Origin of the sequence: Enterobacter sp. CPE_E863 (assembly GCF_046521465.1) — a bacterium.
Classification (GTDB): Bacteria; Pseudomonadota; Gammaproteobacteria; order Enterobacterales; family Enterobacteriaceae; genus Enterobacter; species Enterobacter adelaidei.
The window spans coordinates 4,438,232-4,454,198 of the sequence record NZ_JBKFZX010000001.1 but is presented as its reverse complement, the minus strand read 5'-3'; the positions used below and the strand labels follow the sequence as shown (position 1 = coordinate 4,454,198).

General features: G+C 52.9%; 13 protein-coding genes. 7 read left to right on the top strand and 6 right to left on the bottom strand.

The window, feature by feature from the left end; translation table 11 throughout:
• Positions 1 to 79: 79 nt before the first annotated feature.
• Positions 80 to 322, top strand: a complete 243-nt coding sequence (locus ACLHV8_RS21865) for a ribbon-helix-helix protein, CopG family (RefSeq protein ID WP_028018142.1) — start codon at positions 80 to 82, stop codon at positions 320 to 322.
• Positions 323 to 324: 2 nt separating this feature from the next.
• On the top strand, positions 325 to 696 hold the full coding sequence (locus ACLHV8_RS21860) for a type II toxin-antitoxin system VapC family toxin (RefSeq protein WP_208594706.1): 372 nt from the start codon (positions 325 to 327) through the stop codon (positions 694 to 696).
• Between the two features lie 39 nt (positions 697 to 735).
• On the opposite strand, the gene fdhE is transcribed toward ACLHV8_RS21860, so the two are convergent.
• The 4 genes from fdhE to fdnG are packed head-to-tail and all read right to left on the bottom strand — an operon-like array spanning position 736 to position 6,259.
• Positions 736 to 1,665 carry a formate dehydrogenase accessory protein FdhE gene (gene fdhE / locus ACLHV8_RS21855; RefSeq protein WP_208594705.1) on the bottom strand — a complete coding sequence of 310 codons (930 nt, stop codon included), beginning with the start codon at positions 1,663 to 1,665 and terminating at the stop codon, positions 736 to 738.
• A complete protein-coding gene (gene fdoI, locus ACLHV8_RS21850; RefSeq protein WP_008501832.1) occupies positions 1,662 to 2,297 on the bottom strand; it encodes a formate dehydrogenase cytochrome b556 subunit in 636 nt (211 codons plus the stop codon). Before fdoI ends, fdhE begins: the two co-directional genes overlap by 4 nt.
• Positions 2,294 to 3,196: a formate dehydrogenase subunit beta gene (gene fdxH / locus ACLHV8_RS21845; protein WP_028018139.1), complete on the bottom strand. Its 903-nt coding sequence runs from the start codon at positions 3,194 to 3,196 to the stop codon at positions 2,294 to 2,296. Before fdxH ends, fdoI begins: the two co-directional genes overlap by 4 nt.
• Before the next feature lie 12 nt (positions 3,197 to 3,208).
• Positions 3,209 to 6,259: a formate dehydrogenase-N subunit alpha gene (gene fdnG, locus ACLHV8_RS21840; RefSeq protein ID WP_129324946.1), complete on the bottom strand. Its 3,051-nt coding sequence runs from the start codon at positions 6,257 to 6,259 to the stop codon at positions 3,209 to 3,211.
• Positions 6,260 to 6,631: 372 nt separating this feature from the next.
• On the opposite strand from fdnG, the gene fdhD reads away from it, so the two are divergent.
• Positions 6,632 to 7,468 (top strand): formate dehydrogenase accessory sulfurtransferase FdhD, encoded by an 837-nt coding sequence (gene fdhD / locus ACLHV8_RS21835; RefSeq protein WP_028018136.1) that lies wholly within the window; start codon positions 6,632 to 6,634, stop codon positions 7,466 to 7,468.
• A 114-nt stretch (positions 7,469 to 7,582) separates the two neighbouring features.
• A complete protein-coding gene (locus ACLHV8_RS21830) occupies positions 7,583 to 7,795 on the top strand; it encodes a DUF1471 domain-containing protein (protein WP_014072382.1) in 213 nt (70 codons plus the stop codon).
• Between the two features lie 41 nt (positions 7,796 to 7,836).
• Here the strand turns inward: ACLHV8_RS21830 and ACLHV8_RS21825 are convergent, their stop codons facing one another.
• Both ACLHV8_RS21825 and ACLHV8_RS21820 read right to left on the bottom strand, forming a co-directional pair.
• The gene (locus ACLHV8_RS21825) at positions 7,837 to 8,160 is read right to left on the bottom strand and encodes an AzlD domain-containing protein (protein ID WP_028018135.1); all 324 of its coding nucleotides are present in this window, start codon (positions 8,158 to 8,160) and stop codon (positions 7,837 to 7,839) included.
• Complete coding sequence (locus ACLHV8_RS21820; RefSeq protein ID WP_049004917.1) at positions 8,160 to 8,819, bottom strand: AzlC family ABC transporter permease; 660 nt, start codon at positions 8,817 to 8,819, stop codon at positions 8,160 to 8,162. Before ACLHV8_RS21820 ends, ACLHV8_RS21825 begins: the two co-directional genes overlap by 1 nt.
• Before the next feature lie 102 nt (positions 8,820 to 8,921).
• Here ACLHV8_RS21820 and ACLHV8_RS21815 point away from each other — a divergent pair, with 102 nt between their 5' ends.
• The 3 genes from ACLHV8_RS21815 (at position 8,922) to ACLHV8_RS21805 (ending at position 15,945) form a co-directional block, all read left to right on the top strand.
• On the top strand, positions 8,922 to 9,470 hold the full coding sequence (locus tag ACLHV8_RS21815) for a helix-turn-helix domain-containing protein (RefSeq protein WP_049004916.1): 549 nt from the start codon (positions 8,922 to 8,924) through the stop codon (positions 9,468 to 9,470).
• A gap of 184 nt (positions 9,471 to 9,654) precedes the next feature.
• Complete coding sequence (sodA, locus tag ACLHV8_RS21810; protein ID WP_010436906.1) at positions 9,655 to 10,275, top strand: superoxide dismutase [Mn]; 621 nt, start codon at positions 9,655 to 9,657, stop codon at positions 10,273 to 10,275.
• Between the two features lie 432 nt (positions 10,276 to 10,707).
• Positions 10,708 to 15,945: an Ig-like domain-containing protein gene (locus ACLHV8_RS21805; RefSeq protein ID WP_208594704.1), complete on the top strand. Its 5,238-nt coding sequence runs from the start codon at positions 10,708 to 10,710 to the stop codon at positions 15,943 to 15,945.
• Positions 15,946 to 15,967 lie beyond the last annotated feature (22 nt).

Sequence of the window (15,967 nt, the reverse complement as noted above, 5' to 3'; positions counted from 1 at the left end):
TTGGCGGGGACTTTTACTCTACTGAGAGAAAGCGTATGTTGCCTTGAAAATAAACAATAATGATATACTAAGGTGATATATGAGTTTTCTCGTGGAGCTTAACATGGGCAGGATTCTGATCGATTTGTCGGATGACGTTATTCAACGTCTCGATAACCTCAAACAGCTGCGTAACCAACCTCGTGCCGAATTACTGCGTGAAGCAATTGAGCAGTTTCTCGATCAGCAAAGCTCATCCGTTATCCGTGATGCGCTTGGTCTGTGGGGGAACCAGCAAGAAGATGGATTAGAGTATGAACGCAAGCTGCGTGAGGAGTGGTAGCTATGGAACACATGGCGGTTTTTGATACCAATATCCTGATCGACCTTTTCAATAATCGCGTCGAGGCAGCAAATACAATCGAAAACACAGCATCGCACCGGTCAATCAGTCTAATTACATGGATGGAAATCATGGTGGGGGCACGCAAACATGGCCACGAAGCGAAAACAGCGACAGTGTTGGGCGCATTTGAGATTATCGATGTAACCCAAGAGATTGCTGAAAGAAGCGTCGTGCTCCGTGAGAAACATGGCATGAAACTGCCGGATGCCATTATTTTAGCGACTGCCCAAAGCAGAAATAGCCCGTTAATAACCCGGAATACCAAAGACTTTCAGGGTATTCCAGGGGTTGTTTCACCGTACCAGCTGTAGGCCGGGCAAGCACGCGCCGCCCGGCACTGTTACAGGGAATTATTCCCCTTCACCCGGGAACAGGAACGGGTTGATCGAGCTGCGGGCAAAGCCCTCCTGCTCCATCTTTGCGTCCAGAATCAGCGAGGCGAGATCGTCGGCTACCGCTTCGACTTTTGGGTCTTTTTCCTGATACAGAATCTTGAGGTAAGTCCCGCAGTCGCCGCAGCTTTCGGCTTTTACCGCTGCTTCTTCGTTTTCCAGCGACCAGTAGTTGAGATCGCGAGTCTGTTCACAGTTGCTGCACTTCACGCGCACTACATGCCATTCGGTTTCACACAGGTTGCAGTGCAGGTAGCGCAGCCCCTGAGTGGTACCAATCTGCACCATACTGGATACCGGCATAGAGCCGCATACCGGGCAAAACTGGCGTGCTTCACCATATTCTGCACGGGCTTTACCGGGGATCAGGCTCGCCATTTGCGCCCAGTAGAGCGACAGCGCAGCCCAGATAAACGGGGCTTTATCACTGCTGACCAGCGTAAAATCGGAAGCAAACAGCGCGCTCGCCATCTCTTCCAGCTCCTGATCGGAGGCTTTTTCCAGATTTTCGATAACGGCCAGCGCGGTGCCGCTCATCTCTGGCTTCAGTTCGGCAATCAGCGAATGCAGCAGCTTGTGCCAGTGTTTATCGCGCGGCAGCACGTGAATATCCAGCAGTGGTTTGCCTTGCTCACTGGCTTCTTTAATGCGCGCAGTCAGGTCCATTTGCAGAGGGTGGTCGTACAGCACCACTTCCTGCGCGTGGGCAATCAGCGCGGCGAAGCGCAGAAAATCGCCCAGCGGGTTGTTCTCTGCCAGCTCGCGCAGACGCTCTGCGCGGCGGTTGTAGAGGTTCTTGAGCCTGGGGAATAACAACGGCGGAATATATTCCGCCGTGCGTTTCTCGCTCGACCCCAGCTCATCTTGCGGGATTATGCGAATACTCATTCAGATGACTTTTCCTGTTTCTGGCGGACTTCACGGTACCAGCGTGGGTGATGTTTCTTTGCCCACGTACTGGTTACCCATCCTTCCACCATCGCGGTAATGGTGCCTTTCACCCAAAGGGCGGCGTAGATATGCACCATGATAACCACAATTAACGCCACTGCGGCAAATGAATGCAGCATCAGCGCGAATCGGATCACCGGGATTGAGAAAGCAGGCGCAAAGTACGGACGCCAGATGATCACGCCGCTCACCAGCAACAGGACCAGGAAGATAATCGCCGCCCAGAATACGCATTTCTGACCGAAGTTATAACGTCCGGTATCACCCACTTCCTCGTTGACGACGATCTTACGAATATTCTTCGCCCAAAAGATATCATCCCGATTGATTAGGTTATGGTGCCAGTAGCGGAAGAACATGATGATGAACGACGCGAACATGATGACGCCAACAAACGGGTGCAGTATACGCGCCAGTTGTGGTGTCCCCATGATCTGCATCAGCCAGTTGAAGGACGGGAAGAAGAACCCCAGCCCGCTTATCGCCGCCAGCATGAAGCAGAAGGCGGTGACCCAATGGTTGATACGTTCCGGCGCGGTATAGCGCACGATGGTGTCACGTTTTCTCATTTGCGCACCTCGTCTTTCTCTTCATGCAGGTTGTCATCTTCCTCTTCCGCGCGGTTCGGGCCGACACCGACGTAGTGGAAAATGCTCGCTGCGAAGGTAGCAGCAAAACCAACCGCTGCCAGTGGTTTCCAGATGCCTTTCCAGAACTTCACGGTGGCGCTGATTTCCGGGTTTTCCGGCAGGCCGTGATACAGATTCGGCTTGTCGGCGTGGTGCAGCACGTACATTACGTGCGTACCGCCAACTCCGGCCGGATCGTACAGGCCCGCATTGTCGTAACCACGGGTTTTCAGCTCGCCTACGCGTTCTGCCGCCAGCGTTTTCATATCCTCTTTCGAACCAAAGTGGATAGCACCTGTCGGGCAGGTCTTCACGCAAGCCGGTTCCTGGCCGACGTTTACACGGTCAACACACAGCGTACATTTGTAGACGCGGTTGTCTTCCGGGTTCAGGCGCGGCACGTTGAACGGACAGCCGGCAATGCAGTAGCCGCAGCCAATGCACTGCTCAGACTGGAAGTCGACAATACCGTTGGCATACTGAATGATAGCCCCTTCTGACGGGCACGCCTTCAGGCAACCCGGATCCGCACAGTGCATACAGCCGTCTTTGCGGATAAGCCATTCCAGTTTGTCGTTCTGCTCCACTTCAGAGAAGCGCATCACCGTCCAGGACTTGGCGGTCAGGTCCGCCGGGTTGTCATAAACCCCGACGTTGTGACCCACTTCGTCACGGATGTCGTTCCACTCTGAACAGGCCACCTGACAGGCTTTACAGCCGATACAGGTGGTCACGTCGATAAGCTTCGCCACTTCCTGCTGGTGGTCCCGCGCCTGAGGCGCGGGCGTGAAACCGTTAGTCGCGGAACGACGGATAATGTCCTGAGATTGATAAGCCATAAGTCGTCTCCGTTACACCTTTTCCACGTTCACGAGGAAGGCCTTAAACTCCGGCGTCTGCGTGTTCGCATCACCGACGAACGGCGTCAGGGTGTTCGCAATAAACCCTTTCTTCGCCACGCCCTCATACCCCCAGTGAATAGGAATACCGATGGTATCCACCTGCTGACCGTGAACGTTCAGCGTGCGAATGCGCTTGGTCACCACCGCCTTGGCTTTGATGTAGCCACGGTTAGAGGAGACCTTCACGGTATCGCCATGGGCAATGCCGAGCTTGTTCGCCAGCTTTTCACCGATCTCCACAAACTGTTCCGGCTGCGCGATGGCGTTAAGCAGCGCGTGCTTGGTCCAGTAGTGGAAGTGCTCAGTCAGACGGTAAGTGGTGCCCACGTACGGGAACTTGTCCTTTTTACCCAGCGCTTCGAAATCGCCCTTGAAGATACGGGCTGCCGGGTTAGAGACCACGTTCGGGTGCAGCGGGTTGGTGCCCAGCGGCGTCTCAAACGGCTCGTAGTGTTCCGGGAACGGCCCTTCCGCCATTTTATCAATAGCAAACAGGCGTCCCATCCCTTCAGGCTGCATGATAAACGGCCCGACATCGCTGCCTGGTGCGGCAGTGCTGTAGTCCGGAATATCCACGCCGCCCCATTTCGCACCGTCCCACTTGAGAAGCTGACGCTTCGGATCCCACGGGTTACCCTGCGGGTCTGCGGAGGCACGGTTATAGAGGATGCGGCGGTTGAGCGGCCATGCCCATGCCCAGCCCAGCGTGTTGCCAAGACCTGACGGGTCGGCGTTATCGCGGTTGGCCATCTGGTTGCCTTTCGGCGTCCAGCTACCGGCAAAGATCCAGCAGCCGCTTGAGGTGGTGCCGTCATCACGCAGATGCGCGAAGGTGCTCAGCTGCTCGCCTTTCTTCGCCAGCACGGTACCGGTGGCTGGATCGATAACATCCGCCAGCGCTTTGCCGTTGCTTTCCATGGCCACTTCTTCCGGCGCTGGGTTTTCCGGCGTCGAATAGTTCCAGCTCATGTTCAGCACCGGTTCCGGGTTCGCGCCGCCTTCAGCCGCATACATCTTACGCAGGCGTAAGAAGATACCGGCCAGGATCTCGCCGTCGTTCATGGCGATGCCCGGGGCGTCCGCGCCTTTCCAGTGCCACTGTAGCCAGCGTCCGGAGTTGACGATAGAACCGTTCTCTTCCGCGAAGCAGGTCGATGGCAGACGGAACACTTCGGTTTGAATCTTCGATGGATCGACGTCGTTCGATTCACCGTGGTTCTGCCAGAAGGTCGAGGTCTCGGTATTGAGCGGGTCAATCGTCACCAGGAACTTCAGCTTCGACAGGGACTCAACAACCTTGTTCTTGTTCGGGAACGAGGCAACCGGGTTAAAGCCCTGGCACAGATAGCCGTTCACTTTGCCCTGGTGCATCATCTCGAAATACTGCAGAACGTCGTAGCCTTTGTCCCACTTCGGCAGCCAGTCAAAGCCCCAGCTGTTTTCCGCCGTCGCTTTGTCGCCGAAGAACGCTTTCATCATGGAGACGAAGAACTTCGGATAGTTGCCCCAGTAGTTCACCTGGCCTTCAAGCAGCGGTTTAGGCGTGCTGGCCGTCAGATAGGTTTGCAGGTCCGGCTGTTTCTCGCTTGGCAGACTCATATAGCCTGGCAGGCTTTGAGACAGGAGACCGAGGTCGGTCAGGCCCTGAATGTTGGAGTGACCGCGCAGGGCGTTCACGCCGCCGCCTGCCATCCCCATGTTGCCGAGCAGCAGCTGGACCATCGCCATGGTACGGATGTTCTGCGCACCGATGGAGTGCTGCGTCCAGCCGAGTGCATACAGGAACGACGCGGTTTTGTCTTTCGCGCTGGTTTCGGCGATAAGCTCACAGACTTTCAGGAAGTCCGCTTTCGGCGTACCGCAGATGTTTTCGACAACGTCCGGTGTATAGCGGGAAACGTGCTCTTTCAGCAGGTTCCACACGCAGCGCGGATGTTGCAGGGTGGTATCGCGCTTCGCAAAGCCTTTCTCATCCAGCTCGTAGTTCCAGCTGGTTTTATCGTATTTGCGTTTTTCGGCGTCATAACCGCTGAACAGGCCATCTTCGAAGTGGTAATCCTCACGCACGATCAGGCTGGCGTTGGTATAGGCTTCGGTGTATTCGCGGTTATATTTTTCGTTGGTCATCAGGTACAGCAATACGCCTGACAGGAAAGTGATGTCAGTACCTGAACGAATAGGGGTGTAGAAATCCGCCACTGACGCAGTACGCGTAAAGCGGGGATCGATCACAATCAGTTTCGCACCGTTGTGGATTTTGGCTTCCATCGCCCAGCGGAACCCTACAGGGTGCGCTTCAGCGGCGTTACCGCCCATCACCACAATGAGGTTGGCGTTCTTGATGTCGACCCAGTGGTTGGTCATCGCACCGCGACCAAATGTTGGAGCAAGACTTGCTACCGTTGGTCCGTGTCAGACACGCGCCTGGTTGTCGACCGCGAGCATACCGAGTGCACGCGTAAATTTCTGGGTTAAATAACCGGTTTCGTTGCTGGAAGCAGAGGCACACAGCATCCCGGTGGAGAGCCAGCGGTTGACCGTGACGCCGTCGGCGTTTTTCTCAACAAAGTTGGCATCGCGATCTTCTTTAATATGTTTTGCGATGCGGTCAAACGCTTCTTCCCAGCTAATTTGCTGCCATTTGTCGGAGCCAGGCGCGCGATATTCAGGGAATTTGAGGCGGCTTTCGGAGTGGATAAAGTCCACCAGACCGGCCCCTTTCGGGCACAACGCGCCGCGGTTGACCGGATGATCCGGGTCGCCTTCGATATGGAAAATAGACGCTTTGGCGTTTTTAGCACCGTCGCCGAGGCTATACATTAACAGCCCGCAACCGACAGAGCAGTACGTACAGGTATTACGGGTTTCACGGGTGCGCAGCAGCTTATACTGCCGCGTTTCCGCCAGCGCTACGCCGGGCGCAAAGCCCAGTGCCGCTGCCGTGGTGCCTGCCATACCGCCAGCGCAGATCTTAAAGAACTGCCTTCTGCTGACCTGCATGGGTCACTCCTTGTTTCGACATTGCTTATATATGGTGTTTTGACTTCGCGGCTAAAGAATGACCGCAAAGGAGAAAAATTTGCGTTAATCCCTCAATTCCACGAGGGATATCATAAGAATACCACAATGTCGGTATGCCTGTTCTCATGGCGTTAAAACAAAGTGAACGTATTATCACCTTGCTGATTATAAAGTGTGATGTTGATCACGCTGGAAGCTCGACATGTTAAAGCCGTGTAGCGGGTGTCGGGTTGCACCCCTCCGAAATGAGTAGGAGAATGGTTGTTGAAAAGTTGATCCATACTATGCGTAAGACCTGCAGTTTATGTTGCAATAGCAGGCTCACCTTCGTGGTTGTTCAGGAATACCGCTGTGTCTAAACAAAACCGTGCTCCTCACTCGTCGTCATTGCCTGCGGGCATTGTGGAATTGTCGGTGCACAGGCCACCCCACATCACTCACGCCACGCCCGATTTTCTGGCCGAGGAAGTTCCCGTTGCCCTGGTTTACAACGGTATTTCGCATGTGGTGATGATGGCCTCTCCGAAAGATCTCGAGCTTTTTGCCATTGGTTTTTCTCTTTCGGAGGGCATCATTGAGCACCCGCAGGAGATCTACGGCATGGATGTGGTTCAGGCCTGCAACGGCCTGGAAGTGCAAATTGAACTCTCGAGCCGCCGTTTTATGGGGCTGAAAGAGCGTCGACGTGCGCTGGCAGGGCGCACCGGTTGCGGTGTCTGCGGCGTTGAGCAACTCAACGATATTGGTAAACCCGTTACGCCTCTGCCGTTTACTCAGACCTTTAATCTGGCGTATCTCGACCATGCGCTTGAACACCTCAACGACGTTCAGCCGATAGGTCAACTGAGCGGTTGTACACACGCCGCAGCCTGGGTGCTGCCATCAGGTGAAATTGCCGGTGGGCATGAGGATGTGGGTCGCCACGTGGCGCTGGATAAGCTGCTCGGTCGCCGTGCGCGTGAAAACGACATCTGGCAGCAAGGTGCTGCGCTGGTGTCCAGTCGGGCCAGCTACGAGATGGTGCAGAAATCCGCGATGTGTGGCGTTGAAATTTTGTTTGCCGTGTCGGCGGCGACCACGCTGGCGGTGGAAGTGGCCGAGCGCTGTAACCTGACGCTGGTAGGGTTCTGCAAGCCGGGAAGGGCGACAATTTATACCCATCCTCAGCGCTTAATTGTTGATCAGTAATTTTGAATGATATTAGCAAATCCTTCCGCTTTTAGTTGTTGGTGATGAGGTCTAGTATTTATCTCATCAAGGCACAACGCCTTATCTAAACAACTTAACGAAAGGGTTTAAATCATGAAAAGCATCAAAACTTTTGTCGCTGTAATCGCTCTGGCTACTTCTTTCGGTTCTTTCGCAGCACAGACTGTGACCGCAACTGCCTCTACCATTGACGGCGCAGAAGCGAAAATCGCTGCACAGGCTCAGGAAGCAGGAGCGTCATCTTACAAAATTACCCAGGCATTCTCCGGTAACCGTGTACACATGACGGCTGAACTGAACAAATAATCTCGCTTTACCGTCGAAAGAGCGCCCCCGGGGCGCTTTTTTTATTGTATCCCCGCCAGGCGCAGTAGCGCCGTTACCACCGCCGCCGCAACGATCACCACAATTAACGGCATCTTCCGCCAGGCCAGAAACACCGCAAACGCCACGCCCAGCACGCGCGCCATACCCGCAAAATGTTCCCCTTCATAAAAGGTTGTCGCCAGCGCCACGGAAAAGAGTAAAACCGTTGCCGCGTCAGAAAGCAGCGACTGTGAACGCTCCGACAGTGCCAGCCTGCTGCCGAGCTTTGCACCACCCAGACGCATCAGATACGTCCCTGCCGATAAGATGGCAATCCCCAGAATAAAGAATGTCATGTTTCCCATTATTTTTTCCTCGCCGCCAGGCCCAGTAAAGACAGCAGAACCGGCAAACCGACCGGAGCAAACGGCACGGCGGCCAGCGACAGAGCGGCACCGCTGCAGGCACGGATCAGCGTGGTTCGGTTTTTAAATGCGGGAACCACTAATGCCAGCAGAATGGCCGGAAATACCGCGTCCAGCCCGATGGTTTCTGGATCTGGCAGAAGCTTACCGACCATGGCACCCAGCAGGGCTCCCAGCGGCCAGATAATCGCCACACCTAAACCACATAACCAGTAGGCAGCTTTACGCTGTTCGGGCGTTTTTTGCGACAGGCCAAATACCACGCTTTCATCGTTCATGATGTGACAGCCCAAAAAACTCAAACCACGTTTGCCGACCAGTTCACGCACCGTGACGCCAAACGGCACATGGCGGGCGTTCACCAGCAACCCGGCAGCCGCAGCCGCCAGAGGGTTACCTCCGCTCGCGACAATGCCGATAAACATAAATTCGGACGCGCCCGCGAGTACGGTAATGGAAAGCACGAACGGTACCCAGACAGGGAAACCGTAGGCCATCGCCAGAGAGCCGTATGACATCCCGACCACGCCAACGGCGAGGCAAACCAGGATGATTGCTTTTATCGTGTCGCCTTTCAGGCAAGAGAGATGATGCTTCATACAATTTTAGCCATATCGAACGTGTATCCATTATAATGAACGCAACAGAGTAGCTTTTCAAGACGAACGATTCGTTCGATTTAAAGAACAAGAGGCCGTTATATGACGCAGCCAATTAGCGTAATCGCCAAAAGTCTGGTGCGAGAACGCCAGCGAACCGGACTTTCACTGGCGGAAATTGCCCGCCGTGCCGGGATCGCTAAATCCACACTGTCCCAGCTGGAGTCTGGCAATGGCAACCCTAGCCTGGAAACGCTGTGGTCGCTTTGCGTGGCGCTGGATATTCCTTTCGCCCGTTTACTGGAACCACAACAGCCGACCACGCAGGTCATTCGCCGCGGTGAAGGGACCAAAGTGGTTGCCGGACAGGCTAACTATGAAGCCATTTTACTGGCGGCGTGTCCACCGGGTGCGCGCCGCGATGTTTACCTTCTGATGACTCAACCGGGTGCAGACCGACTCTCTCAGCCGCATCCGCCGGGCTCGGTAGAGCATATTATCGTGACCCAGGGGCGGGCACTGGTCGGCCTGATTGACGCGGCGGAAGAGCTGAATGCGGGGGATTACATTTGCTATCCTGCCGATCGTCCGCACATCTTTAAAGCCCTTGAGCCAGACACGTATGCGCTGCTGGTGGCAGAACAAAATTAAACCGCCGGGCAATTTTGTGTTAACTCAATGATAAAAATAACAATTCCTCCATCTCTCAAAAGCAAATAACCTTATAAAAATTACGGCATTGATAATCATTTTCAATATCATTTAATTAACTATAATGAACCAACTGCTTACGCGGCATTAACAGCTGTGCCGCCCGACAATAATGGAGAGGATTATGAGTTATACACTGCCATCCCTGCCGTATGCCTACGACGCACTGGAACCGCATTTCGACAAGCAGACGATGGAAATCCATCACACTAAACACCACCAGACCTATGTGAACAACGCGAACGCCGCGCTGGAAAGCCTACCAGAGTTCGCTAACCTGTCTGCTGAAGAGCTGATCACCAAACTGGACCAGCTGCCAGCGGACAAGAAAACCGTACTGCGTAACAACGCAGGTGGTCATGCTAACCACAGCCTGTTCTGGAAAGGCCTGAAAACCGGTACTACCCTGCAGGGTGATTTGAAAGCGGCGATCGAGCGCGACTTCGGTTCCGTTGACAACTTCAAAGCGGAATTCGAAAAAGCGGCTGCAACGCGTTTCGGTTCTGGCTGGGCGTGGCTGGTACTGAAAGGTGACAAACTGGCGGTAGTTTCAACGGCTAACCAGGATTCCCCTCTGATGGGTGAAGCAATTTCTGGTGCATCCGGTTTCCCAATCGTGGGTCTGGACGTGTGGGAACATGCTTACTACCTGAAATTCCAGAACCGTCGCCCGGACTACATCAAAGCATTCTGGGACGTTGTTAACTGGGACGAAGCCGCTGCACGTTTTGCTGCTAAAAAATAATCCCTGATATCGGCATCACCGGTTAATTCATAAATGAAGCCTGGTTAATTTCACCAGGCTTTTTCAATTTTTCCCTCTCAGCGTATCAGATTATTTTTACTTAAATTCTAATTAAGAAAATATCAGCGCCTGAGGTTTATCTGCATGAATATAATTTGACCTGAAAAAATATTCTGGCTGACAGTTGCTAACGCTTTTGTTCCCACCCTTTTCAGGTCAATGTCCATGCATGTTAATAAAAAGCTAACAATATGTTTGCAGGTATTTTTTTACCTGCACTTCACGTTTTGTAATGCATTCTTGTTCTCGTTTCCCGCGCATGCTGAAACAAATCGGAACGTAGAAATCAATACAAAAAGTGGTGAAAATAATACTGCAAAAGTAAAAGATACGCCATCAGATACCCGCGATAGTGATAAAGATATAGCCGGGGTGCTTTCTGGTGCTGGCTCATTATTAAGTCAGGATAATAAAAACGACGCTATTATCAACTCATTGATTAATAGCGGTTCAAGTAAAGCTACGAATGAAATTCAACAGTGGTTGCAGCAATTTGGCACGGCCAGAGTGAATATTGGTCTTGATCAGAACTTTTCGCTTGAGAGTGCGAATCTGGATCTGCTGCTCCCGCTGTATGATGATAAAGGCGCCAATTTATTATTCACGCAACTGGGTGGGCGACGCGAAGACGATCGTAACATCTTCAACGCCGGCCTTGGCTATCGCTACTTTGCTGATAGCTGGATGTGGGGGGTGAACGCCTTCTATGATCAGCAAGTATCCGGCAATACGCACCAGCGAATGGGTGTCGGTGGCGAATTAGGTTGGGACTACTTGAAGCTCAGTGCCAACGGTTATAAACGCCTTTCCGGGTGGAAAACATCTTCAACACATCAGGATTACGAAGAGCGCGTCGCAGATGGCTATGATGTGCGTACAGAGGGGTATTTACCCGTTTATCCTCAACTCGGCGCAAAACTGGTCTGGGAACAATATTATGGCGACGATGTTGCCTTGGTTGGTGACGACGATGATGACCGCCAAAAAAATCCTTATGCTGTTACTGCTGGAATTAACTTTACCCCATTCCCCCTTATTTCATTTGGACTTAACCAAAAAATGGGTAAGGGTGATCACAATGATACACAGGTTGAATTTAATGTTAACTGGATGCCGGGTGTACCCATTGCAACACAGCTAGACTCCGAAAAAGTCAAAGAGCGCCGTACATTACTTGGCAGTCGAATGGATCTGGTTAATCGTAACAATAACATTGTGCTGGAATACCGTAAGCAGGATCTTATTTCGCTCTCGCTTCCTGAGCGTATTGAAGGCGTTGAATCGAAAACAGTGCCTGTTACTGTGAACGTTAAGACAAAATACCCTGTCGATCATATTGTCTGGCAAGACGAAAATCTGGTTAAAAATGGCGGGAAAATTAGCGAGAAAAATGGCGCCTGGTTTGTTGTATTACCGCATTATGAGCAAAACGGTGCTGAGAAAAATATGTATGTGGTCTCCGCAACGGCTTATGACAATCGAGGAAATAAATCTGATACCGCGCATATGACCGTGGCGGTGAATGGATTTGACGTCACTCAGGTCACTTCTGATACCACTTCCGAAAATACGCATTTGCCAGCCGATGGCGTGAGTACCACACAAGTCATGGTGACGATAACATCCGGTGGCGGGCAGAAAATTACGGGGCTTGCCAGCCATCTGAGCAGCCAGTTGCTCCGCGTGTCCGCACGGAAAAAGACGGTGGGTACCGACCTGGTTAGCGAGAAAATGACGGCGTTTCGGGAACAGTCCGCAGGGGTGTATGTGAGTACATTCACCAGCGGAAGTGTGCCGGGGGATGTGACAATCCAGCCGTTGTACGATACGACGAAGCTGAATAAAACCGTGGTCACTCTTGATGCAACAGACGACTCTCAACACTTTGACCATCTGGAGGCGTCAAAAAATACGGCACTGGCGAACGGTCAGGATGCGATTATGCTGACGGCGCATGTGGTTAATGCGGCGAATGAACCGGTACAAGGGGCGAAGGTTAAATGGCAGGGGGATAACTCGCACGCCGTTTTCTCTGCTGCGCAAAGCACCAGCGATGCGCAAGGTAATGCGACGGTATCGGTCACCAGTCACGATGTACTCAGTCTGACGGTTAACGCGCAACTGGAAAATGGCGAATCGATTACAGGCCCTGCGCTGCAATTCACCGCTGATGCCGATTCCGCCGTCGTGACGCATCTTGAAGCGGATAAGACCGTCGCCAAAGCGGATAATCAGGATACGATCACGCTTACCGCGGTGGTGACTGATGACAGTCAGCATCCGCTGGTTAATCAGCCTGTGCAATGGGCGATAGACTCTGCAAATACGTCGGTACATCTCGCGGATAAACAGAGCAACACCAATGAACAAGGGGTGGCGACGATCTCGATCGCCTCGGCTAAAGCCGGGCAGGGAATTGTTTCCGCCACTGCCGGCAATAGCGAGAGCGTCACCTCTGACAAACTCACCTTTGTTGCCGATAGCGAAAGCGCAACCCTTGGAACTATCACGGCCAGTAAAACCAGTGCGCTGGCGAACGGGCAGGATACGATCTCACTTGAAGTTAAAGTGGAAGATGCCAACAAAAACCCGGTGAAGGGTGCAAAAGTCGATTGGTCTACGGGCAGCGCGACCGTCCACCTTTCCGGGACATCTACTGAAACTAACACTCTCGGGATAGCGACCATTGAAGTCACTTCAGCAAGCATTGAAACGCTTGAAGTGACGGCGACGATGGGCGGACAAACGCAGACATCTCCTGCACTTAATTTTACCGTGGATAGCACAACGGCAGTGGTGAAAACGCTGAATGTCGATAAATCTCAGGCGACAGCGAATAACAATGATCGTATTACGCTGACGGCGGAAGTTGTTGATGCTAACGATCATCCGGTTCCTGCATCAACGCTGCAGTGGTCCATTGTTCAGGGGCAAGGCACATTGAGCGCATCACAGAATGCGACAAATGAGTCAGGTATTGGGTCAGTGACACTCACCGCCACGCAGCAAGGAACGGTTGTAGTCTCGGTGAATACGGCGACAGGAACTGCGGTGAATTCACCTGAATTGGTGTTTGTAGCTGATACGGCCACTGGCAAGGTTTCACAGGTGACCACGGATAAAACAACCGCGGTGGCTGACGGTAAAGACAAGGTGACTTACACCGCGACCGTAACGGATGCGAATGGCAATCCGCTTCAGGGGATGGATGTAAACTGGGACGTCACACCCTCTTCCGCGAAACCTTCCTCCACAACGTCCCGGACAGGTGCAGATGGCACTGCATCAGTCAGTGTGACAACGCTGAAAGCCGGGGACGTCAGCCTTACCGCGCAGGCCGGAACAGGAACCGCCTGGAATGCGCCGGTGGTGACATTCACTGCCGATAGCACGACAGCGCAGATTGGCGAACTGTCGGCGAGCAAAGCGACCGCGCTGGCGAATGGTGTGGACAGCATTACGTTTACTGGCGCGGTAACGGATAAAAACGGTAATCCAGTAAGCGGCGAGACGGCGGCCTGGTCGGTGGTGCCAGCGACAGGTGTGCTTTCCGCGACAACGAATGAATCTGATGCCCAGGGAAATGTCTCAGTTACCCTGAAATCAGACCAGGTCGCGGACTATAGTGTGAAAGCGACTGTTAACGGGCATGAAGAGACATCTGACAGCGTGTCGTTTACCGCGGATACCACAACTGCCGCGATACGTACGTTGGTCGCGGATAGAACCAGTGATATTGCTGCCGGTTCAGACACGGTCACCTTAACGGCAACGGTGCTGGATGGCAGAAACCATCCGGTGCCTGGAGCCACCGTATCCTGGTCAAGCAACAATGCTGAGGGGGTGTTTAACGAAAGCAGTACAACGACGGACACCGGGGGGAAAACCTCTGTGACGTATAGCAGCATACTGGCGATGCCTACCGTTGTGACGGCAAAAAGCAGTAATAACAGTGAGAAAACGCTGGAATTAACCATCGTGCCAGACTTGCAAAGCGCAATTCCGGTGTTTATTACGGCAAGTAAATACAGCGCGGTGGCGAATGGTGATGACAACATCACCTTAGCGGCAACGGTGAAAGACAAATACGGTAATGTGGTCACTCAGGGGAGCGTCGGCTGGCAAGTCACGCCTGCAGGTAATTATCAGTTATCTGCGACAGAACAACCGACGGATGACACGGGAAAATCCACGGTAACGCTGGCGAGTACCGATGTCGTGACCTGCCGGGCGGTGGCAACGTTTAATGGCTTCAGCAAAGCGTCGCAAACAATGCGTTTTGCACCGGATCAGGCAACAGAAAAAGTTACCCAGATTACGGCCAATAAAACGACGGGCGTCATTGCGGGTAAAGACATCGTCACGCTTCAGGCGACAGTGATGGATGAGTACGATCACCCGATTGATAATGCAGTCGTCCACTGGGGGACTGACAACGACACCGGTGTGTTCGCACCTGGTGACAGCAGTACGACAAACAGCGAAGGTGTTGCCGAAATATCGTTTACGGCGACAAAAGCGCAAGCCACGTTGGTCGGCGCCGGGATTAACCATTCTCAGCAGACAATGACGATAAATTATATCGGCAACGCCGATACCGCGACGTTGTCTGCCATCAAAGCTGATAAGTCGAAAGCTGTGGCGGATAACGCAGAGCGCGTAACCTGGTCGGCGACGGTGAAAGACGTCAATGGCAACCTTCTGCCAGGTGTAACGGTGAACTGGCGCAGTAACGATGCCGCCATGACGTTATCAGGCGACAGTAGCGTGACGGATGCGAACGGTATTGCGACGGTCAGTGGCACGACGACAAAAGCGGGTGATGTTGTGTTGACGGCAACGCTGGCGGCAGGTGGTCAGTCGCTTACAGCGGCTAAGGTCAGTTTTATCGGCGATGTTAAAACGGCGGAACTGGTGTCGTTAAACGTGGATAAATCGGTCATTCTCAGTAACGGCGTGGATTCGGCAACGTACACTGTTGAGGTAAAAGACGCTAACCAGAACCTTGTTCCGGACGCGTCGATAAACTGGCAAACCACGATGAACACTCTGTCGGCTGCCAGTACCAAAACGGATGCTTCGGGGATCGCCACTGTCAAACTTTCAGGCCATGATATCGGGATGGCAACGGTGACGGCTTCCATTAATAACTCGACGTTGTCTAACGCTAACGTGAAGTTTATTAACACGATTGAAGATACCTGGGTTATTAACTCAGATTCATCAAATTATTCTTCAGCAAAGATCGGTGGGTTCCCGTCATTAGGTTTTGTTACGGTTGATCCAACAAATGGGCCGACTCAGTTGGAATGGGCACCCAGCGGATATTCCGACGTTTCCACACCGGTCATCCTGACCGATGGAAGTGGTCAACAGTATACGGTGAATTTAAAAGGGTACAGAACGTCTGACTGTTCTCAGCGTCCGCTTAATGCTGCAGTAAGCTGCGCCTCCAGTGGTGGGATGCGTGCGAAATTCACTTATGCTCGTACAGATAATCCGGATTTACCCGCCGGACATTACACCGGGCTGGTTCACTTCCTGGGTAAAGACTGGCACACCAGCTATGCCTTTGAGTACAAGCTAACGCTGGATCTTACCGTGAACTAACCGCTAAAAAACTTGCGAAAGG